We start from the raw sequence: 21,319 nt of genomic DNA on the forward strand, positions 1-21,319 counted from the left end.
TTTTTTCCGGACAGTGTTTGTAATCACAAACAAAATGTGTAAGCTGACTCACAGGCCAATTTACTGATTGATAGGTCAGTTAATGCAGTTGGCGGCTTGCTCCCGCTGTTCACTCGGCGTATGGAGCACATCGCACTATTCCCCAGCGTGAAGGAAATCTCATGACAGTTGCTACACCAAGTGACATCTATTCAGATCATCACGGTCCGCAGATGGGCATCGAATATGCCTCGCGTGACGAAATCATCGCGCTACAAACTGCGCGCGCAAAAAATACCTTGCGCCATGCTTACTACAACGTGCCTCATTATCGCCAAGCTTTCAACGAGCAAGGTGTTCACCCGGATGATTTTAAAGAACTATCAGATCTCGCCGCATTCCCTTTCACCGAAAAGGAAACACTGCGCAGTAACTATCCCTTCGGCATGTTCGCTGTAGAGCAAAGAAATATCGCGCGTATCCACGCGTCTTCCGGCACCACCGGCCGCCCCACCGTGGTTGGCTACACCGAAAATGACATCCGTGTATGGGCCTCATTGGTGGCGCGTTCTCTCCGAGCCGGCGGGATCTCCGCACGAGATAAAGTGCAGATCACTTTTGGCTACGGTCTTTTTACCGGTGGTTTAGGAGCTCATTACGGCGTAGAAGAGCTGGGATGCACGGCTATCCCCACTTCTGGTGGTCAGACCGACCGCCAAATCCAAATTATGCAAGATTTTCAACCGGACGCCATCTTAGGCACGCCGTCATACCTCCTCAACGTTCTCGACCAGATGCGCGCAAAAGGCTTGGACCCGCGCGAATCCAGCCTGCGGGTTGCGATCTGCGGTGCAGAGCCCTGGAGCGAAGGAATGCGTCGTGACCTGGAAGAAGGTTTTGGCATCGACGCCACAGATATCTACGGATTATCCGAAGTGATGGGTCCAGGCGTCGCACAAGAATGTGTAGAAACCAAGGACGGTTTAACCGTATGGGAAGATCATTTCTACCCAGAAATTGTCGATCCAAAAACTTTACAGCCAGTACCTGACGGTGAAGTGGGAGAACTCGTGATCACCCCGCTCACCAAAGAAGCATTCCCTATTATTCGCTACCGGACTCGCGACCTAACCCGGCTTCTGCCTGGTACTGCACGCTCAATGCGCAGGATCGACCGAATTTCCGCACGGAACGACGATATGATCATTTTACGCGGCGTGAACTGCTTCCCTTCACAATTCGAAGAACTCATCGTCGAAGATAAAACACTGCGTCCTCGCTATCAATGCGTACTCGAAAAGCAGGGCCGAATGGATGCACTCACCCTGCTCATCGAGCATGCGCCCAACGTTTCTGAATCCGAGATCACCACAGCACGAGACCGGCTTGGCAAAAAGATCAAGGACCGCATCGGTGTTTCCGTCAAGATCGACATTCGTGATCACGTTGACTGCGGCGAAGGAAAAGCTAAACGCATCGTCGACAATCGCTAAGTCAAAAATCCAGTTTTACCGCGCCTAGCGCCCGAACCCCATGAGGCACCATCATGACAACACAAGCCCCAGCTTCATCAAAGAAGCTCACGAAAGAGCATAAGAAAGTGCTCGCCGGTTCCGTAGCTGGTACCACTATCGAATGGTTCGACTTCTTTATCTACGCACAAGCGGCAGGACTGGTTTTTGCCACCTTGTACTTCGATCCAGTCGGTAACAACAACCCATCTTTGGCTCAGATTATTTCCTGGGCCTCACTCGGAATCTCATTCCTCTTTCGTCCATTAGGCGCGGTTTTGGCTGGGTACCTTGGCGATCGATTCGGCAGAAAGATTGTCTTGGTTCTTACTCTCGCAGGAATGGGAGGAGCAACTGTTGCCATTGGCTTCCTACCGACATACAGCTCAATAGGAATGGCTGCCCCAATCATCCTGGTTCTGCTGCGCATCCTCCAAGGATTATCCGCTGGCGGTGAATGGGGAGGCGCAGCAATGCTCGCTGTTGAACACGCACCTCAAGGCCGACGCGGATATTTTGGATCGTTCCCGCAATTCGGTGTACCTGCAGGAATGCTCTTGGCGACGATCTTTATGTTAATCCTTTCGTCTATCCTCAGCCAAGAACAGTTTTTTGAATGGGGTTGGCGTATCCCATTCATTTCTTCGATCGTCCTTATCGTAATTGCATTTTGGATTCGCGCATTGGTTGCGGAGTCCCCGGTATTCGCTGAAATGCAAAAGCTGAAGCAACGTTCCTCAGCCCCTGTCCGCGTACTTTTCAAGAATCACACGCCAACCGTCATCAAAGCGGCATTAATTTTCGCCGGTAACAATGCCGCTGGTTACTTGATCATCGCTTATTTCACCTCGTATGCAACTGGAGTTATTGGACACAGCCGCACCTCCGCATTATTCGTTGCATTGCTTGGTGCTATCGCATGGCTCGTCGGCATGTACATCTCAGGTGGCCTGTCTGACCAGGTGGGCCGGAAAAAGCTTTTCACCATCGGTTATATCCTGCTGGCTTTATGGGCAGTTCCTACGTTCATGCTTATCGACACAGGATCGCTATTCCTCTACGCCTTCGCGATTATTGTCATGGGTCTTCTGCTCGGGCCATCGTATGCTCCACAATCCGCGATGTATGCAGAAATGTTCCCCGTCAGCGTTCGTCTTTCAGGCGTATCCATCGGCTACGCACTCGGATCAATCATCGGTGGCGCATTCGCTCCAATGATTTCGGAAATGGTCTTTAACGCTACCGGAACCTCGATTTCTATCGGCGTCTATATCGCGGTGGTTTGTGTAATCTCCTTGATCGCCGTTCGCACAGTGCCAAACGGCATCCAGGATCGCGATCTCCACGCACACTAATGCTGCCCAGCTATTCAAGCACTCCGGTGAATAGCTAAATGGCACAAACTTTCACGCTGCACTAGAAGGAAGCTCTAGTGCAGCTTTTCTTTTTCGCAAGCACGACAAAATTCGATTAATTTCCCAAGTAGGTATATTCAAAGCGTTCGCCAATACTCACAGCATCAGTAATGATGTCCTGCGCATTGGCGGATCCCGCGCATATTGTCATCAACGGTAAATCAGGCGACTCCGACTGCATCTGTTGCCAGGCATAGCTTAAGGCACGTAGAGTTTCTGCATCGGCATCCTGCACGTCATCAATTAACAGAATAGCTCCGCTATTAACTACTCGCTCTTGTTCGCCAACGAACGAAATCACTTCTTGTAACTGTCGAGACAGACTAGCTCGAAAACGAGGCGCCGGGGATTCGGCGATACCGGCAGCTTCCACGTCGCGATCACAGAAACTTTTAGAAGTTCGTTCCAGCAATTCCGAGAATGTCTGACGCGCCGATTCTGTCCAAGTGCCACTAATACGTCCGCACTCCCGCAATAAGGAATCTAAAAATGCCCCATGAACAGCAGATACCCAGATTGTTGAGAAGTTCCGTTTCTCCGCCAATTTTTGCACGCCTCGAAGAAACATAGTCTTATCGGCGTCTCGAGCCCCTACGAAAACTTTAATGCGGCCCTCTAACCCCGGATCATCGGACATGAAGACGAGCGTGCGTTCTATATTTTCTAATTCACGTTGTCGGCTCGTTAGCTGGTCAGCGTCATGCCTCGGCGCATGAGGGCGACGCTGCGTCATCTTTCTCTCCTTTTCTGGTTTGTCATTCAAGGAATACCAATTCCATCAAATTAAACTTGAAGGCTCAAGTCTTAGGCAGGTCGTTGCCATTTCTGCACGCCCTGCTTACGCACCATTCACCTTGTTGATAACAAAGGTAATCGAAACCGTTGCGCTCTGGTGATAATGAACATAATCAGATATGATTGACCTCACATAAGTCGTGCTTCTTTTCCGGAAACTAAGGAGTTCCCCGTGTCCGAAACCCACACCCTCAGCACCTACGACGCCATTATGGACACCATCACCACCAATGATGGCGGCGGTGGCACCAAGATCCACAACCCCGCCACCGGCGAACTCGTCGGCACCTACCAGGTCCACGACGAAAACCACCTCAACGATGCCGTTGCTGCCGCCCGCGCCGCGCAACCAAACTGGGAAGCGAAAGGCGATCACGCTCGCTGCGAGCTGCTGAACAAATTCGCTGATGCCATCGAGCAAGCCGCCGAACCACTGGCCACACTGCTCTCACAAGAACAAGGCAAGCCACTCAACGGACCCAACGCCCGCTTCGAGGTAGGCGCATGTGCCGCGTGGTTGCGCGCAACCGCCTCATTTGAATCACCGGATTACACCGCCGTTGATGATGACATCACCGCTACCGTGCACTACCGGCCGCTGGGTGTTGTCGGCGCGATTGGTCCATGGAACTGGCCGATGATGATCACCATCTGGCAAATCGCCCCAGCACTACGCATGGGAAACACCGTCGTCGTCAAACCATCCGGTTATACCCCGCTATCGGTCAGTGCGCTGGTCGCTATTGCCAATACTGTGTTGCCGCAGGACGTTCTGCACATCGTTACCGGTGATGGTGGGGTTGGTGCAGCACTGACCACGCACCCGGACGTCGACAAGATCATGTTTACTGGTTCGACTGAAACCGGAAAGAAAATCATTGAGGCTTCTGCCAACAACGTCACCCGCCTGACCCTGGAGCTTGGCGGTAACGATGCTGCCGTAGTGCTTGACGACGTCGACCCGCAAGCGATTGCCGAAGACTTGTTCTGGGGTGCGTTTATCAACACCGGGCAAACCTGTGCTGCAGCCAAGCGTATCTACGTTCCGGATGCGATCTATGATGAGGTGGCAGAAGCACTGGTAGCTGTGGCCAAGCGGATGCCGATGGGCAATGGTCTGGATGAGAACAACGTGCTAGGCCCGCTGCAGAATAAAGCGCAGTTCGACATTGTCGACGGTTTGGTCAAAGCCGCAAAAGATGGTGGTGGGCGCGTGCTCGTTGGTGGTGACCCGGATTATGATGCGCCGGGGTTTTTCTATCCGGTAACGATCGTGGCTGATATTGATCCGGATAACCCATTGGTTGCGCAAGAGCAGTTCGGTCCGGCGGTGCCGTTGATTCGTTATTCTGAGTTGGAGCAGGCCATCGGGTGGGCCAACAGCTTGGATGTGGGGTTGGGTGCTTCGGTGTGGTCGGCGGATGCGCAGAAAGCCCGCGAGGTGGCTGGTCGTTTGCAGGCTGGCACGGTGTGGATTAATAAGCATGGTGCGGTGGATCCGCGGGTGCCGTTCGGTGGTATTAAATCCTCCGGTTACGGCGTGGAGTTTGGTACTGAGGGGTTGAAGGGTTTGGCGTACCCACAAGCAATCAACACCTAAACCCACTGGGCACCTAATCCGGCTCAACAAGTAACCCGAAACTGTAAACCTAGAGCCCAGGCTCATATTCCCAAGCCTGGGGCTCTTTTCGTCGCCGCGGTCGCCACACATAGAGTCGCGGCGCTATGGACTCAACAGCTTAAGCAAGCTTTCTAATTGGTCTTTCATTCGAGCTGGACTGAAGCTTTCTGGATCATTGATGGCGGTCACCTGAGCACCATGAAGAAAGCTCAAGAAAACGCCAGTAAAAGCAGGGATGTCGAGATCAGCCCTTACTGCACCTACCTGCTTCCCCTCACACAGCAGTTTTTCAATACGACCGCGCCACTGTACTAGGGAATCGGAAATTAATTGCGACTGCTGCTTATTTCTCGATGCAGCATCCCAAAACGCCACCACGACATAGGCTTCATCGAGTAACAGCTCACTGATTGGTAACACCTCTAGACATAGTGAGCGAAGGGCGGCGACACCCTTTGTGCCTTGAGTGGCCTCGTCAATTCTTGCTTCCGTCTGGGCATACACATAGCTGTATGTCGCCTCCAGCAGATCCGCTTTGTTGGGAAAATAAGGCTTAAGCGCACCATTTGCGTACCCAGCTTGCTTCGCGATTTCTCGCATCGTGGTGTTGGCAAGTCCACGACGTGCAATCACCGTCCACGTACTTTCAATGAGCTCTTGTCTGCGTTTCCCATGGTCAACCTTTTTTGGCATGCGTATGTGTTTAGCATCCAACCAGGTTGTACACCGAATAATATAATGTGATTAAGATCACTAGTTTATTTCTACAGCTGTAGACACAAACTGGTATTGTCATGAAAAACATGTTGCATCTCACACAAACGGAAGGATTGTATTTCATGTCTCAAATAAAAGGCGAAGCCCTGCCGAGGGGACAGCTCTCTACCCTTCCGCTTGTGTTTATGATCATCGCTGCATCAGCACCGTTGACAGTGTTTGCGGGCGGAACGCCTACCAACTACGCAGTCTCCTCGCTTCTGGGGGTCCCACTGGCATACGTTGCATTAGGTGTAATTCTCGCGTTCTTTGCCGTCGGCTACGGCCGTATGGCAAGCCAAATCCACAACGCCGGAGCATTCTATGTCTATATTTCTCGCGGACTCGGACTCCGCCAAGGAATCGGGGGCGCAATCGTAGCACTCGTGTCCTATAACCTCATGCAAATTGGGTTATACGGGCTATTCGGATTCTCTGCTGCTCATGCACTCGCAGCCACGCTTGATGTACACCTTCCGTGGTGGCTGTGTGGAGGAGCAGCATGGGTGTTGGTTGCAATACTTGGCATAAGAAACATCGATCTCTCCGCAAAAGTCCTAGGGATCGTAGTACTCACAGAATTTCTTGTGGTTACTGCGGCCGCGATCTATGCGCTGGTACAAGCACCAGAGGGCATAACGAGTGATGGCTGGCAACCACAAGATTTCTTCACCCCGGGCATTGGAGTCCTGCTCGCATTCAGTATGGCGGCATTCATGGGCTTTGAGTCTGGAGCAATCTATTCGGAAGAGGCGAAACAACCCGAGCGTACTGTCCCACGCGCCACGTATATAGCTATTGCAGCAATCGCGGTGTTCTATGCGGTATCTGCCTGGTCCCTACAGATTGGTATCGGGCCGAGCTCGATCATTGACCAATCGCAAGAATTCGGCCCAGACCTCGTATTTGTATGGCTAGCAGAGGTCAGCCCAGCTGCAGCAAATGCGGCACATATCCTATTCGTGGTCAGCCTGTTGGCAGCACTAATCGCGTTTCATAATGCAGCAGCACGCTATTTCTTCTCCTTGGGCCGCTCCACCGTGTTGCCAGAAGCTCTAGCGAAAACAGGAAAGACTGGGGCACCGATCGCTGGTTCCCTTGTGCAGTCGGCCCTCTCAGTCGCCGTTGTTGCAGTCTTCGCAATCGTCGGCCAGAGCTCCGAGCTGGGTGAACTATTTCCAGTCATGACACTGTTTACCTGGTTCACCAATGCTGCGGCATTCGGCTTAACCTTCATGATCGCAGTAACCAGCGTTGCGGTGTGCGTGTGGGCCAACCGCGAACATAAAGAGTACAGCTTTTTTGTCCGAACATTAGCGCCTGTTCTTGCTGGCGTCGGAATGACCGTGGTAACAATCCTCATTCTCGTAAATTTCGACATCATGATGGATTCCGACAACGCCATCACCGTTTGGATAATGCCCCTGATCATCCTCGCTGCAGGTGCGGTGGGGCTGATCCGGGGACAGATCCTTATCAATCAAAAATCGACAGCTTCTCACATCTTGAGTGGCAAGCCGACAACCTCAGAGTCTCTCCTAGAAAGGTAGAAAATCATGGGAGCACAGAAAGTCATCATTATCGGAGCCGGTTTCGCAGGATTAGTAGCTGCGCGCGAACTGCAGACTGCGGGAATCGACTACGAAATCGTGGAGGCCAAAGACCGTATCGGTGGCCGGGCATGGACCGAAGAACGCATGGGTCGCCCGCTGGAACTAGGCGCCACCTGGGTACACTGGTTCCAAGCCCACATTTGGACAGAAATCATGCGCTATGGTCAGCGCACCGAAATCGAAACCTCGCCTCATGGCAACGATGCCTATTGGGTCACCGATGGAAAAGTAGTCGAGGGCACCGAAGATGCTCTCGATGAAAAGATTTCTGCGGCAATGGAAGCGACTTTTTCAGACAACGACGAGTATTTCCAGAATCCATATGATCCGTTATGGGTGCTCTCCGATGCCTTTGACGGAACGCCGGAACTGCGTGAAAAATTTCTTGCCGACGACCAGAAAAACCCCATCGAGTTACTGACCGAGGCCGGGTTTGACCAGGAAACTCGAGACATCACCGAAGCCTTCTGGTGCGCTGGTTATATTGGAGATCCGTACACTGGTTCCGCCCTCATGGCCAAACAGTGGGGCGCATTGTCTGACAACCGCTACCGGGTGATGGAAGATATCACCCTGAAATGGAAACTCAAAAACGGTATGCGCTCGCTCTACGAGGGGATCGCCAATGATCTACAGGGCCCGATTCGCCTCAACAGCCCCGTCGACAGCATCGAACACAAGGACACGAGCGTGGCCGTCAAACTCACGGATGGGGAAACGCTGACCGCCGATGCTGTTATTTGCACCGTACCTGTTGGAGCACTGAGCAATGTCTCGTTCGATCCGCCACTGCCTGAACAGGTACAAAAGGTGGTGAATGCTCGCTGGAATTCACAGGGCGCGAAGATTTGGATCAAGGTAAAAGGCAAGCACCGCTTCTTGGGTTATGCCCCAAAGCCTGCCAAAATGTCGATCGTCCGTTCAGAATATTTTATGGACGATGATACGACGATCATGGTTGGTTTCGGCTATGACAGCACGAATGTTGACCTGAATTCGGTCGAAGATGCGCAAGCCATCATCAATCAGTGGCGCGACGACCTCGAGGTAGTAGATGCAACCGGCCACGATTGGGTTGCCGATAAATGGGCAGGCCAAGCGTGGGGAACTCTGCGAAAAGGCCAATTCACGCAAGGTTGGGGTCAATTCGAGGACTTTGGCACCAGGCTCTACTTCGCAGGTTCTGACTATGCCTACGGCTGGCGCGGAGTCTGCGTGGATGGCGCTTTGGAGCGCGGAATGACGACAGCACGCAAAATCATTGCAGAGCTGAGAAACTAACCAGAAAACCAGCCATAATGGGTTGGCATGAAGGTACTTTCCACCAACGTCGCCGTCCGTCGTGCCGATCCGAGTGGGCGTCATGAGTACACGGGCATCGACAAGCAACCACAACCCACGATTGCGCTCGAGATACCCGGACCGAATTATGGCGATGGCTCGGGTATCCATGGCGATTCCATCGGCGACCACCAACACCACGGCGGCGCCGACAAGGCCGTCTACGCCTTCGCACGCGAAGAACTCGACTACTGGGAAACCGAACTGCACCGTGAATTCCGTGACGGATTCTTCGGCGAAAACCTCACCACCAGCGGAATCAAGCTGGCAGAACTGCTGATCAATCAACAAATAAAAATTGGCGACGCATTTTTAGAAGTTTCTATCCCCCGCAGCCCTTGCGCCACGTTCGCCGGCTGGATCAACGAACAAGGTTTTCTCAAATCCTTCACAGACCACGGAGACTGCGGCGCATACTTCCGCATCATCACGCCCGGAACAATCACCGCAGGTGACAACATGGAATTCGTCGGCAAGCCAGACCACGACGTGACCATGGGCATGGCCTTCCGCGCGAAAATGGGCGATATGGAACTGGCCCGGCACGTCGTCAAGATCGGCTGCCTGGCGCCAGTGCATCACGAACAGCTGCGCGCAAAAGTCGCCAAATACGACGCGCGGCAGCAGCGCTAAGACAACCGCTTGCCTATTTCACGAACTTATCCACTAAGCCCCGGGCCGCACCAGCAAGCAGCTGCACGTCAGCGCCGACCAGGACAAATGACGCGCCGGCGTCCAAATAAGCTTGCGCCTGCTCCAAATTAAAAGCATTCACGCCAACGGGTTTGCCCGCATCCTGGCATGCCTTCATCGCACGGGAGACGGCATCCAGCACATCTGGGTGAGTCTGCTGGCCCAGTACACCCATCGAGGCAGCCAAATCAGAAGGCCCAATGAACAACTGATCCACGCCATCAACGGCGGCAATCTCTGCCGCGTTGTCCACGGCAGTCGCCGATTCCAGCTGGATAGTCAGGCTCACCAGGTCAGATGCATTTTGCAGGTAATCTTCCACGGCATTCCACCGCGACGAACGTGCCAACGCAGCACCGACCCCGCGCACGCCCCGCGGCGGGTAGTGCATAGCGGCCACCGCATCGCGGGCTTGCTCAGCGGTATCCACCATCGGCACCATGAGATTCTGCGCACCGAGATCCAGGTACTGCTTGATCAAAGCGGTATCGCCCACCGGCACGCGCACCACGCGGGTCGCACCATACGCATCAGTGGCACGCAATAGATCAGTGACGGTTTCCAAACTATACGGCGAGTGCTCGCCGTCGACAAGCAGCCAATCAAAGCCTGCGGAAGCAACGATTTCTGCCGCGACCGGCGAGCCCGAAGAAATCCACGCACCGACCTGCGGGCCGGATTCTTGTTGCAGCTGCTGGGCAAACGTGCGGGGCAGTTTTACTGGAATCGGCATGTGATGGTTCCTAGCTTTCCATAATCGGCGTGGACAGTATCTCCTGGATGTACCCACATTGGTTTGGTGAATGATCCTGCCAAAATAATATCCCCGGCGCGCAGGTGCTCATCGTGCGCATGTAGTTTATTAGCCAGCCACGCCACACCCATGGCCGGGTGATTCAGCACCGCTGCCGCGACCCCAGTGTCTTCGATCGCTTCGTTGCGGTACAACAACGCGGATACCCACCGCAGGTCCACAGCATCCGGTGCCACGGGGTTTCCCCCATAAATCATCGCGCCCAGGGCAGCATTATCCGAGATCGTGTCGACGATAGTCCGGCCTTGCATTTCAATCCGGGAATCCAAGATTTCCAGAGCAGGAACGACGTATTCGGTAGCGCGCAAGACATCAAAAATGCTTGCCGACGGGCCGTGTAGATCGTCTTTCAGAACAAATGCCAGCTCGACCTCGATACGCACGCTGGAGAATCGGTCATGGTCGATCACGGAACCGTTTTCAAAAATCTGGTCTGCGAAAATCGCCCCGTAATCTGGTTCAGTGATGCCGGTTGCTTCCTGCATCACTTTCGAGGTCAACCCGATTTTCCTGCCGACGAGCGTACGGCCGTCGGCGATCCCGCGACGAACCCATTCTGCCTGCACCGCGTAGGAATCCTCCACGGTCATCTCTGGAAAGCGCTTGGTCAAAAGCTCCACTGGTTTGTGGTCTTTTTCCGCCTGTGCAAGTTCGTCGGCAATGGCTATCTGCTGCTGTTTGCTCAACATGACGTTCCTCCTTTTAGCCTGGTTCCTACCCTGGATCCCAGCCTAGGTTTACAGCTGATTTCCCAGCTTGTATTCGCCCTTCTTCCAATCTGGAAGCTTGTCTTTATCGTCGTCCGGGCGGGTGTACGAGAAACCGTCGGCACCAATGGTCTGTTCCATCTCAGAGGCATCCGTACGCGAGGTCAGCGGAACCGGGTTGCCATCCAAATCCAGAACGAGTGATCCCTCGCTATACCAGGACGGAACGACTGGCGTACCCCACCAGTCGCGGCGTTGATTATCGTGAACATCCCAGGTCACGGCTGGGTTGTCTGGGTCTCCGGTGTAGTAATCCTGGGTGTAGATCTCGACGCGGTGTCCATCTGGGTCGCGCAGGTACAGGTAGTACGCGTTGGAAACGCCGTGTCGGCCTGGGCCTCGTTCAATGCGGTCCGATTCACGCAATGCACCCAGCTTGTCGCAGATAGCGATGATGTTGTGCTTTTCGTGTGTCGCAAATGCGATGTGGTGCATACGCGGGCCATCGCCACCGGTCATAGCGGTATCGTGCACGGTAGGCTTCCGGCGCATCCAGGCTGCGTAGACCGTGCCTTCGGAATCCCGGATGTCTTCGGTGATGCGGAACCCGAGATCTTCCATGTAGCCCACTGCGCTCGGTACATCCGGGGTGATCTGATTGAAGTGATCCAGGCGTACGATTGCACCTGGGATGTGTGCATCGTAGCTCCAGGCAAGACGCTCGCGGTGCTCTACTTCGTAAAAGAATTCATAGGGAAAGCCCAGCGGATCCTGGACGCGCACGGAATCACCAATACCTTTGACGAATCCATCTTTGTTTCGTCGCACCTCACAGCCACGTGCTTTATAGAATTCCTCCGCCAGGTCAAGATCTTCTGGGCTGCGCACACGGTAGGCAAACACTGCCACCGCAGCCGGCTCACCTTTCCGCAGCACCAAGTTGTGATGGATGAATTCCTCATAGGTACGCAGGTAGATCGCATCATCATCCTCGTCGGTCACGACGAGACCGAGCGTGTCGACGTAGAACTTACGGGATGCTTCCAAATCCGTAACCACGATTTCCATATAGGCGCAGCGCAGGATATCTGGTGCTTGAACTTCTGGAGATTGGGTATCAGTCATGATGACTCCTTAAAACAGAGGGCTAGCGCCAGATCAGAGCTGACCTGGCACCAAGACGGCATGAGGGGTGGGCAGCGCAGCTAAATGTGATTAGTCTTGCTTTCCGAAAACAGGATTGTGGACTTTGTCCAGGTTGATGTGGACTGCTTGCTGGTCGGTGTAGAAGTCAATCGAGCGATAACCACCTTCGTGGCCCAAGCCAGAAGCCTTCACACCACCGAATGGGGTGCGCAGGTCACGGACGTTGTTCGAATTCAGCCAGACCATGCCAGCTTCCACGTTTTGTGCGAAGTTGTGGGCGCGCTTCAGGTCGGAAGTCCACACGTAGGCTGCCAGGCCGTACTTGGTGTTGTTCGCCAGTTCCAGGGCTTCTTCTTCGGTATCGAATGGGGTAATTGCGACCACTGGGCCGAAAATTTCTTCTTGGAAAATCTTCGCATCCGGTTTCACATCGATGAATACAGTTGGCTGCACAAAGTTACCCTCGGGGAATTCCTCCGGACGTTCACCGCCAGCGGCCAGGGTGGCTTCTTTCTTGCCGATTTCGATGTACGAGGTGACCTTTTCGTAGTGTTCTGGGTGTACCAGCGCACCGACTTCCGTCTTGGGATCCGACGGCAGGCCAACCTTGACGCGCTTGGCCTGCGCAGCATAGCGTTCGACGAACTCATCGTAGATATCACGCTGCACAAGGATGCGCGAACCTGCGGTGCAACGCTCACCGTTCAACGAGAAGACACCAAAGATGCAGGCATCAATCGCGGTTTCCATATCCGCATCGTTGAAAACGATGGCTGGAGACTTACCGCCCAGTTCCATCGACAAGCCTTTCAGGTGCGGTGCGGCATTGGCGAAGATTGCCTGGCCGGTGCGGGATTCACCGGTAAAGGAAATCAGTGGTACATCTGGGTGCTTAACCAGTGGATCACCGGCATAGCCTTCTTCACCGTAACCGTTGACCAGGTTGAATACGCCTTTCGGCAAGCCTGCTTCCTCAAAGATTCCAGCCCACAACTGTGCTGAAAGTGGGGTGAACTCTGCAGGTTTCAGCACCACGGAGTTGCCCGTCGCAATAGCTGGAGCTAGTTTCCAGGATTCCAGCATGAACGGAGTGTTCCACGGGGTAATCAAACCAGCAACACCGATGGGTTTGCGGTTAACGTAGTTAATCTGGCGTCCCGGCACCTTATACGCATCATCTGCCTGCGCGACGATGAGATTCGCGAAAAAGCGAAAGTTTTCCGCGGCACGCTTGGCTTGGCCGGTAGCTTGGGTGATAGGCAAGCCGGAGTCGAAGGATTCCCACGCTGCCAATTTTTCCGCACGCGTTTCGACGACATCGGCGATTTTGTTCAGCACACGAGCCCGCTCTCGCGGAAGTGCATTGGCCCAAGTTCCATTATCGAAAGCTTCCTTCGCGGCAGCAACTGCTTTGTCTACATCCTGCGGCTTTCCTGATGCCGCAGTGATATAGATCTTGTTCGTCACTGGGTCCAGCACATCGAATTCTTCGCCGTCAATGGACTCTACGAATTCACCATTGATGTAGTGCAGGATTTTCTCGGGTAGGTCATTTGGCTTGGCTGCATCATTGTTGATTGCGCTCATTGTTGACTCCTTTTACTGGTAGCTATTCGTAGCTGTGTTGTTCGATTCTGTAGTTTCGCGGTAACTGCGTGCTGTCGCCATGCGATGTTCCAGTGCTTTACGACTGAGATAATCCGCATCTGCACCAGCTTCGATCAGATCGACCAGTTGTGCATGTTCAGCGACGGATTCCCGTGCGCGCTCCGGAACATAGCGAAACGTGGACACTCGGTGATAATTCAATTGTTCCCACTGTTCACGCAGTAGCTTCATGAGGCGGCTATTCGGGCATTTCTCGAATAAAACCTCATGAAATTGTTGGTTAAGCCGCGTGAATTCCTCTGGTTCTGTGGCAATGTCGAGCTGTTGCATCTGGCGATTCAGTTCGCGGGCTGCAGCTAAGTCTTCAGCGTCAAGGTGAGGTGCCGACAGTGCGGTGGCCGCGGCTTCCAACGTGGCGACGATTTCCATGGTTTCGAAATAGGCGTTGCGGTTATGCAGCGTCACTTTTGCGCCCACATTGTGCTCATAGGTGACCATGCCTTCTGCTTCCAACTGACGAATTGCCTCACGGACAGGTACGACGCTGACCTGGAGCTCGTCGGCAAGAGTAGACAAGACTAAACGGTGGCCTGGTTCAAATTCTCGCGTGCGGATCTTTTCACTGATCCATGCATAAGCGTGCTGCGATTTGGACTGGACCGCCGAGTCTCTCAAAGAAGTTGTCATACCCCCTCACTATCACGGAATCGCTGGTAAGCCTTTTTGTTTTCCCCAGTCGGCGGAAACAAACCATCGAGACTGGCGCCTTCAGCAACCCGGTCTGCGACCCATTCATCTTCGTGCTCTTTCGCCAGCGCGCCGTCGGCGATTTCTTCGGCTAGTTCTCGTGGAATCACAATCACACCATCATCATCACCGACGATGACGTCGCCAGGAACAACCGTGGCATTACCGCAGGAAATAGCGATATCGCTGTCCCACGGCACGTGTTTGCGCCCCAGGACACATGGGTGCGCGCCCTGTGTAAAGACCGGCAACCCGATTTCTCGTACTGCTTCATAGTCGCGCACTCCGCCGTCGGTGACCACGCCCGCAGCACCGCGGGTTTGTGCTCGCAGCGCCAGAATATCGCCGAGCGTGCCCGAACCTGGTTCTTGACGGCCTTCAATGACGATGACTTCGCCTTCGCGTACCGTATCGAAAACCTTCTTTTGTTCGTTCAGGCCTCCGCCGTGTTTTTTAAACAAGTCTTCGCGACCTGCCACGAAGCGCAGTGTGCGCGCACGGCCAACCAGCTTGGTGCCTTTTGTCTGTGGGTATACGCCCTCAATCACGGACTGGTTGATGCCATGTTTCCGCAATTGCGCAGACAACCCTGCGGTGGGGGCTTTCTTGAGCTTGTCGACGAGTTCTGCGGGCAGAGCCTGTTCGGGTTCTGCTGCGTTGCCGCTTTCTTCTTGACCGGCAGGTGGTAACCCTGCTGATTCACGGTCGCCGAATGCATCTTCCCGGAGTTTGTCATCTATCTGTGGCAAACTTCCGAGCTCTGGATCAAATGAGCCAGGACCATCAACAACTGTCGTGCGCAAACGGCCGCTGCTCATAGGACTGTCGGCACCTGGAACGTCAACTTCCACTTCCACAACGTCGCCAGACACAATCACACTCGACCCACGCGGGGTACCCGTCAGGATGATATCGCCTGGTTCAAGCGTCATGTGCTGCGAAAGATCAGCGACAAACTGTGCGAGTGGGAAAATCAGATCTTTGTCTGTCGTACCGTCTTCCTGCACCACTTCACCATTCACCCAGGTGCGCAAGCGCAACGCGGCTGGATCAATAGCGGAAGCATCCATAAGCTCCGGACCAATCGGGGTGTATCCATCCCGCGATTTGGAACGAGTATTAGACCCTTTATCCTGCGATTTGTAGTCATACAACCCGAGGTCATTCGATGCGGTGACATAGCCGACGTAATTCCAAGCGTCGGCAAGAGAAACGTTGCGGGCGGGCTTTCCGATAATCAGCGCAATTTCGCCTTCAAAAGCCAACAGTTCAGTCCCCGCAGGGCGCTCCACCTCCGAACCCGAAGCCGCAAGAGTACTCGTGGCTTTCAGGAAATAGCTGGGCTGTTTCGGGCGGCGACCACGCTGAGCCGCACGAGATTCAAAGGCGACGTGGACGGCAATGACTTTGCCCGGTTTCTCCGGAAGGATGTCGGGAATAGCCATGAAGAATCCTTTTCTGTGAAGAAGCATTTTCGAAGAGCTTTCGGACAAGCACTTGCCCAAATCGTATATCATCTCTAATATCACTGCAAGTGGTTCAATTCACAACATGGTGCTCTATATAAGTCGCCACACACCAACGCATTGGTGGCCACGCGGACAACAAGGCAGGATCAACTAATCCACTACTCCGCCTACCGCCCACAACCCCTCGAAAGGACGTTTATGTCGGTAACGCCCACCTCCACAACGATCTCGGCGAAAGAACGTCGCCGCGTCGTTGCGGCGACCACCATCGGTACCGCGATCGAGTGGTACGACTACTTCCTCTACGCTGCCGTCGCTGGCCTGGTCTTCAACCAGCTCATGTTCGGCCCACTAGAAGGCGGCTTGGCGACGATCATCTCCTTCGCCTCGGTCGGCCTGTCATTCCTGTTCCGCCCGCTCGGGGCATTTCTAGCCGGACACTTCGGCGATAAAATCGGCCGACGCACCGTCTTGATGGTCACACTGTTTGCCATGGGCGGTGCCACTACCCTGATTGGTTTGCTGCCAACGTACGACACCTGGGGAATCTGGGCTCCAATTCTGCTGATCACACTGCGCATCATCCAAGGAATTTCTGCAGGTGGTGAGTGGGGATCGGCTGTGCTGCTGGCCGTAGAACACGCACCCAATGATAAGCGCGGTCTATACGGCGCTGGGCCACAGGTCGGTGTGCCTCTCGGTTTGCTGATGTCGTCTGGCGTGCTGTCGATCATGAATACCATCGCACCAGGCGAAGCTTTCCTGGAGTGGGGTTGGCGTATCCCGTTCCTGTTCAGCATCGTGCTGGTCATCATCGGTTATGTCATCCGCATGGGCGTTGACGAATCCCCAGTTTTCCAGGAAATCTCCGAGCGTAAAGACGCCGAAGCTTCCAACCCCATTGGCATCTTATTCAAGCGCTACCTGCCACTAGTACTGACCGCCGCGCTGGTTTTCGCTGGTAACGGCACTGTTGGTTATATGACCACCGGTGGCTATATCCAGAACTACACCACCAACCCTGACGGACCCATTGGCCTAGAGCGCGGTGATGTTTTGAACGCCGTGACGCTGTCGGCTGTGACCTGGATGCTCTCAACGCTATTCGCCGGTTGGGTCTCAGACTTTATCGGCCGCCGAATGACCTACCTGATCGGATTCGTGCTGCAGGGCATCGGCGCTGCCGCGCTGTTCCCGCTGGTCAATACTGGGTCATTGGGCATGTTGTATTTGGCTTTGATTGGCCTCACCGTTGGCTTGGGCCTGACCTATGGCCCACAATCCGCGCTGTACGCGGAGCTGTTCCCGGCCTCTATTCGCGCCTCCGGCGTATCCATCACCTACGCCATCGGGTCTGTACTTGGTGGCGCATTCGCACCAATGATCGCCGCAGCTTTACTGGAAGCAACCGGCACTACTTTTGCCATCTCCGGCTACCTGGTCAGCGCTTGTATCTTTGGTTTCATCTGCGTATTCCTGCTGCGCGAGCGCAAGGGCATCCCTTTGGGGCCTGAACACGAGCAGGAACAAATGACTGGACATTTCACGTTCGGCAAAAAATAAGTAGCCAGCAACCAGCTAGCTCCAGCGACAAGGGCATGTGCTTGGTGTTCATCCACCGGCACATGCCCTTATTGTGCGCGCTTGTACCTGCTATACCGAAACGACCATAGGAAACACATATAACACTTCCAGAAAAGTGTTGTATAGATCGCAATGATCATATATGATCTTAGAATAAGACCCAGTTCACAGATCAAAGCATTATTTGATCTAGCTCATGGATTCTCCCGCCACTTTCCCACGCAACCACCGCCTTCAACCCGGTTGCATGAAAGAACGGTGCCGAATAAGCAGCAAGGAGCAAAACAGTGCAGTTTCATCACAATGGCTACGTTTCACAGGACCCACGCGTTCTTCCTGCCGCAGGATATGGCATTGACCGTGCAGAAGAACTCCCGGAAACCATGGACGTACTCATCGTCGGCTCTGGCCCAGCCGGCATGATTGCTGCTGCCCAGCTGTCGAGGTTCCCGAATATCAATACCCGCATTATTGAGCGGCGCCCACACCGTCTGGAGCTTGGCCAGGCAGATGGTATTCAGGCCCGCTCAGTAGAAACCTTCCAAGCTTTCGGTTTTGCTGCTGAGATCACCGAAGAAGCCTATACGATCACCGAGATGTCGTTCTGGAACCAAGATCCAGAAAATCCAGATGCCATCAAACGCGGTGCACGACCCATTGACGACGAACATGGCATTTCCGAATTCCCACACCTGATTGTCAACCAAGCCCGCGTCTTGGATTATTTCGCCCGGGAGGCACAGCGCGGGCCAGCGCGGATTACACCTGATTATGGTTGGGATTTTGTTTCCTTGGAAGTTGGTGACCTCTCCGAGGACTACCCAGTAACCGCCGTGGTTGAAAATACTGAAGGCGAGCAACGTACCGTCCGCGCCAAATACGTCGTGGGTTGTGATGGCGCAAGGTCCAAGGTGCGCAAATCAATCGGCCGTAGTTTCCAAGGCAACCAGGCAAATCATGCTTGGGGCGTGATGGACGTCGTCGTCGATACGAACTTCCCGGACTGGCGGACAAAATGTGCAATTCATTCCAAATCCGGTTCCATCCTGCACATTCCGCGCGAGGGCGGTTACCTCTGCCGGATTTACGTGGACCTCGGCGAAGTCCCGGAAAATGATAATCACAAGATTCGGGAAACCCCGATTGAGAAGATTATTGAGAAGGCGAACGAGATCTACTCACCATATTTCATCGATGTCAAAATGGTTGCCTGGCACTCTGTCTACGAAGTAGCACACCGGCTTGTCGACGGCTTCGACAATGAAAACACCACCCCGCGCGTGTTTTTGACCGGCGACGCCTGCCACACCCACTCTGCCAAAGCAGGTCAGGGCATGAACGTTTCCATGCAAGATGGTTTCAATATTGCCTGGAAGCTCGGGCATGTTCTCGACGGACGCGCACCAGAAGAGTTGCTATGCACCTACCACGGTGAACGCCAACCAGCCGCAGAAAACTTGATTAACTTTGACCGCGAATGGTCTACCTTGATGGCCACGCCGCCAGAACAGCTGGAATGCCCGGACGCGGTGGAAAAATACTATGTGGAAGCCGAGGAGTTTGCAGCCGGTTTCCGGACCCAGTACGAGCCCAACATGATCGTCGGTGACGCTACCCATCAAGATTTGGCGACGGGCTTCGACGTCGGCAAGCGTTTTAAATCCTATGAAGTACTGCGCCGTTCCGATGCCCTACGTACGCATTTGGGCCACCTACACACAGCTGATGGCCGCTACCGCATTTACGCTTTCGCGGATCGTCCAAAAGCGGGTGAAGAGTCAAAGATGACTGCCTGGGCGAACTCGGTCGAAGAGATCGTCGCCAAATACACCCCGGCTGACCAGGATGAAAACGCCTACTTCGATATCAAGGCGATCTACCAGCAAACGAACCACTGGGATTGGGAAATCCTGGATGCGCCGCGGCTGTTCCGTCCGCGCAACGGCAAATTCCAGGTACCAAACTGGGATAATGTCTTCGGTGTGGTTTCCGACGAGCATGACATCTTCGAAGCCCGGGGAATTTCGCGTGATGGCGCGGTTGTAATCGTACGCCCAGACCAATACGTCGGTGCGGTGTTGCCACTGGACAAGCCCGAGGCTGTGGAGGAATATTTCGCCCGGGCTTTGCGCCCGCAGCGGTAGCAGCCTGGACTATTCCCCAAGCACTGTCAGCGGGACGACGAAAACGCCGTCGTCTCGTTGGTACGCCAGACCGCTCGGGACCACCACGATGAGTGCTTCCGGCTGCCGGATGATTTTTGCGCTCACCCGCAACAGGTTTTCTGCTGCCGCGTCGATGGCATGCTGGCCAAGCTTCACCTCCAGCCCGATCCACGCACCATCGGCAGCTTCCACAACTGCATCGATTTCATCCCGGCCTTTCGAATCACGGTAATGAAAAACCCCGCGCGCTTTATTTTTCTGCGCGTAGACTCGCACATCATGGACCACCTGGCTTTCAAATAAAAACCCGAGCGATTCGGGCTCTGCCAATAACCGATCAGCATTCGCCCCGAGTAGTGCCGCTACCAGCGAAGGATCGCACAGATGGCGCTTCGGCGTTTGTAATGCGGCAGTCCGTGAACGCAGCTTCGGTGCCCAGGCTGGTTGATCCTCGGTTAAAAACATACGCTCGGCGAAATCATGCAGCACAGAGGGCGCAGTTTCGCCGATGGGCAGTGCCGCAGCATCATTCATCCTGCGGCCAATCGCACTAAAAGTAGCAGGTTGTGCCGATAAACCAGCGATCGCCTCCAGAAACGCGCGGATCCGACGTGGATCCCGGCGCGGACCAGCAACAGAAGGAAAGTCGTGCTCACACGTGTCGTCAAGATACGAGTGGTTCATCTCTACTGCCGCCTCGTGCGACATAGTCAATGCGCCCGGCCATCCACCTCGGACAACGCGCGCGATGAGTTCGGAAAAATCACGTTCGGATTCCGCGATCGCAGGTGATTCCCCACGCAATAACGCGGCCAAGGACACCTCCCCGGTGGAATCACCGGTTTCCTGTAACGTCATCGTCCGCATGCGTAAGCGACGAAACCGCCCCGCGCCAGAATGACGCATTGGATGCTCATCAGGAGTAGCAGAACCGGTGAGCAGAAATTGGCCCGCTTGCCGACGACGGTCCACCTCGTGGCGCACTTCATTCCAGACTTCCGGCACCACTTGCCACTCATCCAGCAAGCGCGGAGTCTCGCCGTGCAACGCGGTGGCGGGTTGTTCGCGCGCAAGCACCGCCCGCTTATCTGCAGAATCGAGATAAATCTGGGAAGCCGAAAACTGCGAGGCACTTTCGGTTTTCCCGCAGGCACGTGGGCCTGCGATCACTACAGCCGGGGCAGACTCCAGCGCCGTCGAAATTGACTGGTCAAGGTGGCGTTTTTGATAATCATGCACACTCTCAGCCTAGCAGGCTGCGGCATCTTTCCACTTCTGCCTAGTGGATTTCTCCGGTAGAACCTAGTGGATTTCTCCAGTAGAAGGTGCGGGATTTCTCCACAGAGGTGTAGTAG

At 54.3% G+C, this 21,319-nt stretch carries 17 protein-coding genes; 8 read left to right on the forward strand and 9 right to left on the reverse strand.

What is annotated here, in order from left to right; translation table 11 throughout:
* Positions 1-161 precede the first annotated feature (161 nt).
* Entirely contained in the window at positions 162-1,472 is a 1,311-nt protein-coding gene (locus U1140_RS05195; protein WP_369846474.1) for an AMP-binding protein, read from the forward strand.
* Positions 1,473-1,525: 53 nt separating this feature from the next.
* Complete coding sequence (locus U1140_RS05200) at positions 1,526-2,845, forward strand: MFS transporter (protein ID WP_369846475.1); 1,320 nt, start codon at positions 1,526-1,528, stop codon at positions 2,843-2,845.
* Positions 2,846-2,960: 115 nt separating this feature from the next.
* On the opposite strand, the gene U1140_RS05205 is transcribed toward U1140_RS05200, so the two are convergent.
* Positions 2,961-3,638 (reverse strand): P-loop NTPase family protein, encoded by a 678-nt coding sequence (locus U1140_RS05205; protein ID WP_369846476.1) that lies wholly within the window; start codon positions 3,636-3,638, stop codon positions 2,961-2,963.
* A 273-nt stretch (positions 3,639-3,911) separates the two neighbouring features.
* Here U1140_RS05205 and U1140_RS05210 point away from each other — a divergent pair, with 273 nt between their 5' ends.
* A complete protein-coding gene (locus U1140_RS05210; RefSeq protein ID WP_369846498.1) occupies positions 3,912-5,300 on the forward strand; it encodes an aldehyde dehydrogenase family protein in 1,389 nt (462 codons plus the stop codon).
* Positions 5,301-5,423: 123 nt separating this feature from the next.
* Here U1140_RS05210 and U1140_RS05215 read toward each other — a convergent pair whose 3' ends face one another.
* Positions 5,424-6,014, reverse strand: a complete 591-nt coding sequence (locus U1140_RS05215; protein WP_369846477.1) for a TetR/AcrR family transcriptional regulator — start codon at positions 6,012-6,014, stop codon at positions 5,424-5,426.
* A gap of 101 nt (positions 6,015-6,115) precedes the next feature.
* On the opposite strand from U1140_RS05215, the gene U1140_RS05220 reads away from it, so the two are divergent.
* Genes U1140_RS05220 through U1140_RS05230 form a run of 3 tightly spaced genes read left to right on the forward strand, consistent with a single transcriptional unit; the run spans position 6,116 to position 9,664 of the window.
* Positions 6,116-7,627, forward strand: coding sequence for an APC family permease (locus U1140_RS05220; protein WP_369846478.1), 1,512 nt, complete (start codon positions 6,116-6,118; stop codon positions 7,625-7,627).
* Between the two features lie 6 nt (positions 7,628-7,633).
* On the forward strand, positions 7,634-8,971 hold the full coding sequence (locus tag U1140_RS05225) for a flavin monoamine oxidase family protein (RefSeq protein ID WP_369846479.1): 1,338 nt from the start codon (positions 7,634-7,636) through the stop codon (positions 8,969-8,971).
* A 27-nt stretch (positions 8,972-8,998) separates the two neighbouring features.
* Complete coding sequence (locus U1140_RS05230; RefSeq protein ID WP_369846480.1) at positions 8,999-9,664, forward strand: MOSC domain-containing protein; 666 nt, start codon at positions 8,999-9,001, stop codon at positions 9,662-9,664.
* 13 nt (positions 9,665-9,677) lie between these two features.
* Here U1140_RS05230 and U1140_RS05235 read toward each other — a convergent pair whose 3' ends face one another.
* From U1140_RS05235 to U1140_RS05260, 6 genes are all read right to left on the reverse strand, one after another.
* Positions 9,678-10,457 carry an HpcH/HpaI aldolase family protein gene (locus U1140_RS05235; protein WP_369846481.1) on the reverse strand — a complete coding sequence of 260 codons (780 nt, stop codon included), beginning with the start codon at positions 10,455-10,457 and terminating at the stop codon, positions 9,678-9,680.
* Complete coding sequence (hpaH, locus tag U1140_RS05240) at positions 10,442-11,227, reverse strand: 2-oxo-hept-4-ene-1,7-dioate hydratase (protein ID WP_369846482.1); 786 nt, start codon at positions 11,225-11,227, stop codon at positions 10,442-10,444. Before hpaH ends, U1140_RS05235 begins: the two co-directional genes overlap by 16 nt.
* A gap of 48 nt (positions 11,228-11,275) precedes the next feature.
* On the reverse strand, positions 11,276-12,370 hold the full coding sequence (hpaD, locus tag U1140_RS05245; protein WP_369846483.1) for a 3,4-dihydroxyphenylacetate 2,3-dioxygenase: 1,095 nt from the start codon (positions 12,368-12,370) through the stop codon (positions 11,276-11,278).
* A 90-nt stretch (positions 12,371-12,460) separates the two neighbouring features.
* Positions 12,461-13,978 (reverse strand): 5-carboxymethyl-2-hydroxymuconate semialdehyde dehydrogenase, encoded by a 1,518-nt coding sequence (hpaE, locus tag U1140_RS05250; protein ID WP_369846484.1) that lies wholly within the window; start codon positions 13,976-13,978, stop codon positions 12,461-12,463.
* 12 nt (positions 13,979-13,990) lie between these two features.
* Positions 13,991-14,686, reverse strand: a complete 696-nt coding sequence (locus U1140_RS05255) for a GntR family transcriptional regulator (protein WP_369846485.1) — start codon at positions 14,684-14,686, stop codon at positions 13,991-13,993.
* Positions 14,683-16,191 (reverse strand): fumarylacetoacetate hydrolase family protein, encoded by a 1,509-nt coding sequence (locus U1140_RS05260; protein ID WP_369846486.1) that lies wholly within the window; start codon positions 16,189-16,191, stop codon positions 14,683-14,685. Before U1140_RS05260 ends, U1140_RS05255 begins: the two co-directional genes overlap by 4 nt.
* 222 nt (positions 16,192-16,413) lie before the next feature.
* On the opposite strand from U1140_RS05260, the gene U1140_RS05265 reads away from it, so the two are divergent.
* Together U1140_RS05265 and U1140_RS05270 are read left to right on the forward strand one after the other, a co-directional pair.
* On the forward strand, positions 16,414-17,778 hold the full coding sequence (locus U1140_RS05265) for an MFS transporter (RefSeq protein WP_369846487.1): 1,365 nt from the start codon (positions 16,414-16,416) through the stop codon (positions 17,776-17,778).
* 308 nt (positions 17,779-18,086) lie between these two features.
* A complete protein-coding gene (locus U1140_RS05270) occupies positions 18,087-19,943 on the forward strand; it encodes an FAD-dependent monooxygenase (RefSeq protein ID WP_369846488.1) in 1,857 nt (618 codons plus the stop codon).
* Positions 19,944-19,952: 9 nt separating this feature from the next.
* On the opposite strand, the gene U1140_RS05275 is transcribed toward U1140_RS05270, so the two are convergent.
* Complete coding sequence (locus U1140_RS05275) at positions 19,953-21,203, reverse strand: ATP-binding protein (RefSeq protein WP_369846489.1); 1,251 nt, start codon at positions 21,201-21,203, stop codon at positions 19,953-19,955.
* Between the last annotated feature and the right edge of the window lie 116 nt (positions 21,204-21,319).

This window comes from Corynebacterium drakensteinense, from assembly GCF_041224285.1.
Lineage (GTDB): Bacteria > Actinomycetota > Actinomycetes > Mycobacteriales > Mycobacteriaceae > Corynebacterium.

Excerpts from the sequence above, each read along its gene's own strand:
- U1140_RS05195 (WP_369846474.1), top strand. The coding sequence starts at position 162 with ATGACAGTTGCTACACCAAGTGACATCTATTCAGATCATCACGGTCCG.
- U1140_RS05200 (WP_369846475.1), top strand. The coding sequence starts at position 1,526 with ATGACAACACAAGCCCCAGCTTCATCAAAGAAGCTCACGAAAGAGCAT.
- U1140_RS05205 (WP_369846476.1), bottom strand. The coding sequence starts at position 3,638 with ATGACGCAGCGTCGCCCTCATGCGCCGAGGCATGACGCTGACCAGCTA.
- U1140_RS05210 (WP_369846498.1), top strand. The coding sequence starts at position 3,912 with ATGGACACCATCACCACCAATGATGGCGGCGGTGGCACCAAGATCCAC.
- U1140_RS05215 (WP_369846477.1), bottom strand. The coding sequence starts at position 6,014 with ATGCCAAAAAAGGTTGACCATGGGAAACGCAGACAAGAGCTCATTGAA.
- U1140_RS05220 (WP_369846478.1), top strand. The coding sequence starts at position 6,116 with ATGAAAAACATGTTGCATCTCACACAAACGGAAGGATTGTATTTCATG.
- U1140_RS05225 (WP_369846479.1), top strand. The coding sequence starts at position 7,634 with ATGGGAGCACAGAAAGTCATCATTATCGGAGCCGGTTTCGCAGGATTA.
- U1140_RS05230 (WP_369846480.1), top strand. The coding sequence starts at position 8,999 with ATGAAGGTACTTTCCACCAACGTCGCCGTCCGTCGTGCCGATCCGAGT.
- U1140_RS05235 (WP_369846481.1), bottom strand. The coding sequence starts at position 10,457 with ATGCCGATTCCAGTAAAACTGCCCCGCACGTTTGCCCAGCAGCTGCAA.
- hpaH (WP_369846482.1), bottom strand. The coding sequence starts at position 11,227 with ATGTTGAGCAAACAGCAGCAGATAGCCATTGCCGACGAACTTGCACAG.
- hpaD (WP_369846483.1), bottom strand. The coding sequence starts at position 12,370 with ATGACTGATACCCAATCTCCAGAAGTTCAAGCACCAGATATCCTGCGC.
- hpaE (WP_369846484.1), bottom strand. The coding sequence starts at position 13,978 with ATGAGCGCAATCAACAATGATGCAGCCAAGCCAAATGACCTACCCGAG.
- U1140_RS05255 (WP_369846485.1), bottom strand. The coding sequence starts at position 14,686 with ATGACAACTTCTTTGAGAGACTCGGCGGTCCAGTCCAAATCGCAGCAC.
- U1140_RS05260 (WP_369846486.1), bottom strand. The coding sequence starts at position 16,191 with ATGGCTATTCCCGACATCCTTCCGGAGAAACCGGGCAAAGTCATTGCC.
- U1140_RS05265 (WP_369846487.1), top strand. The coding sequence starts at position 16,414 with ATGTCGGTAACGCCCACCTCCACAACGATCTCGGCGAAAGAACGTCGC.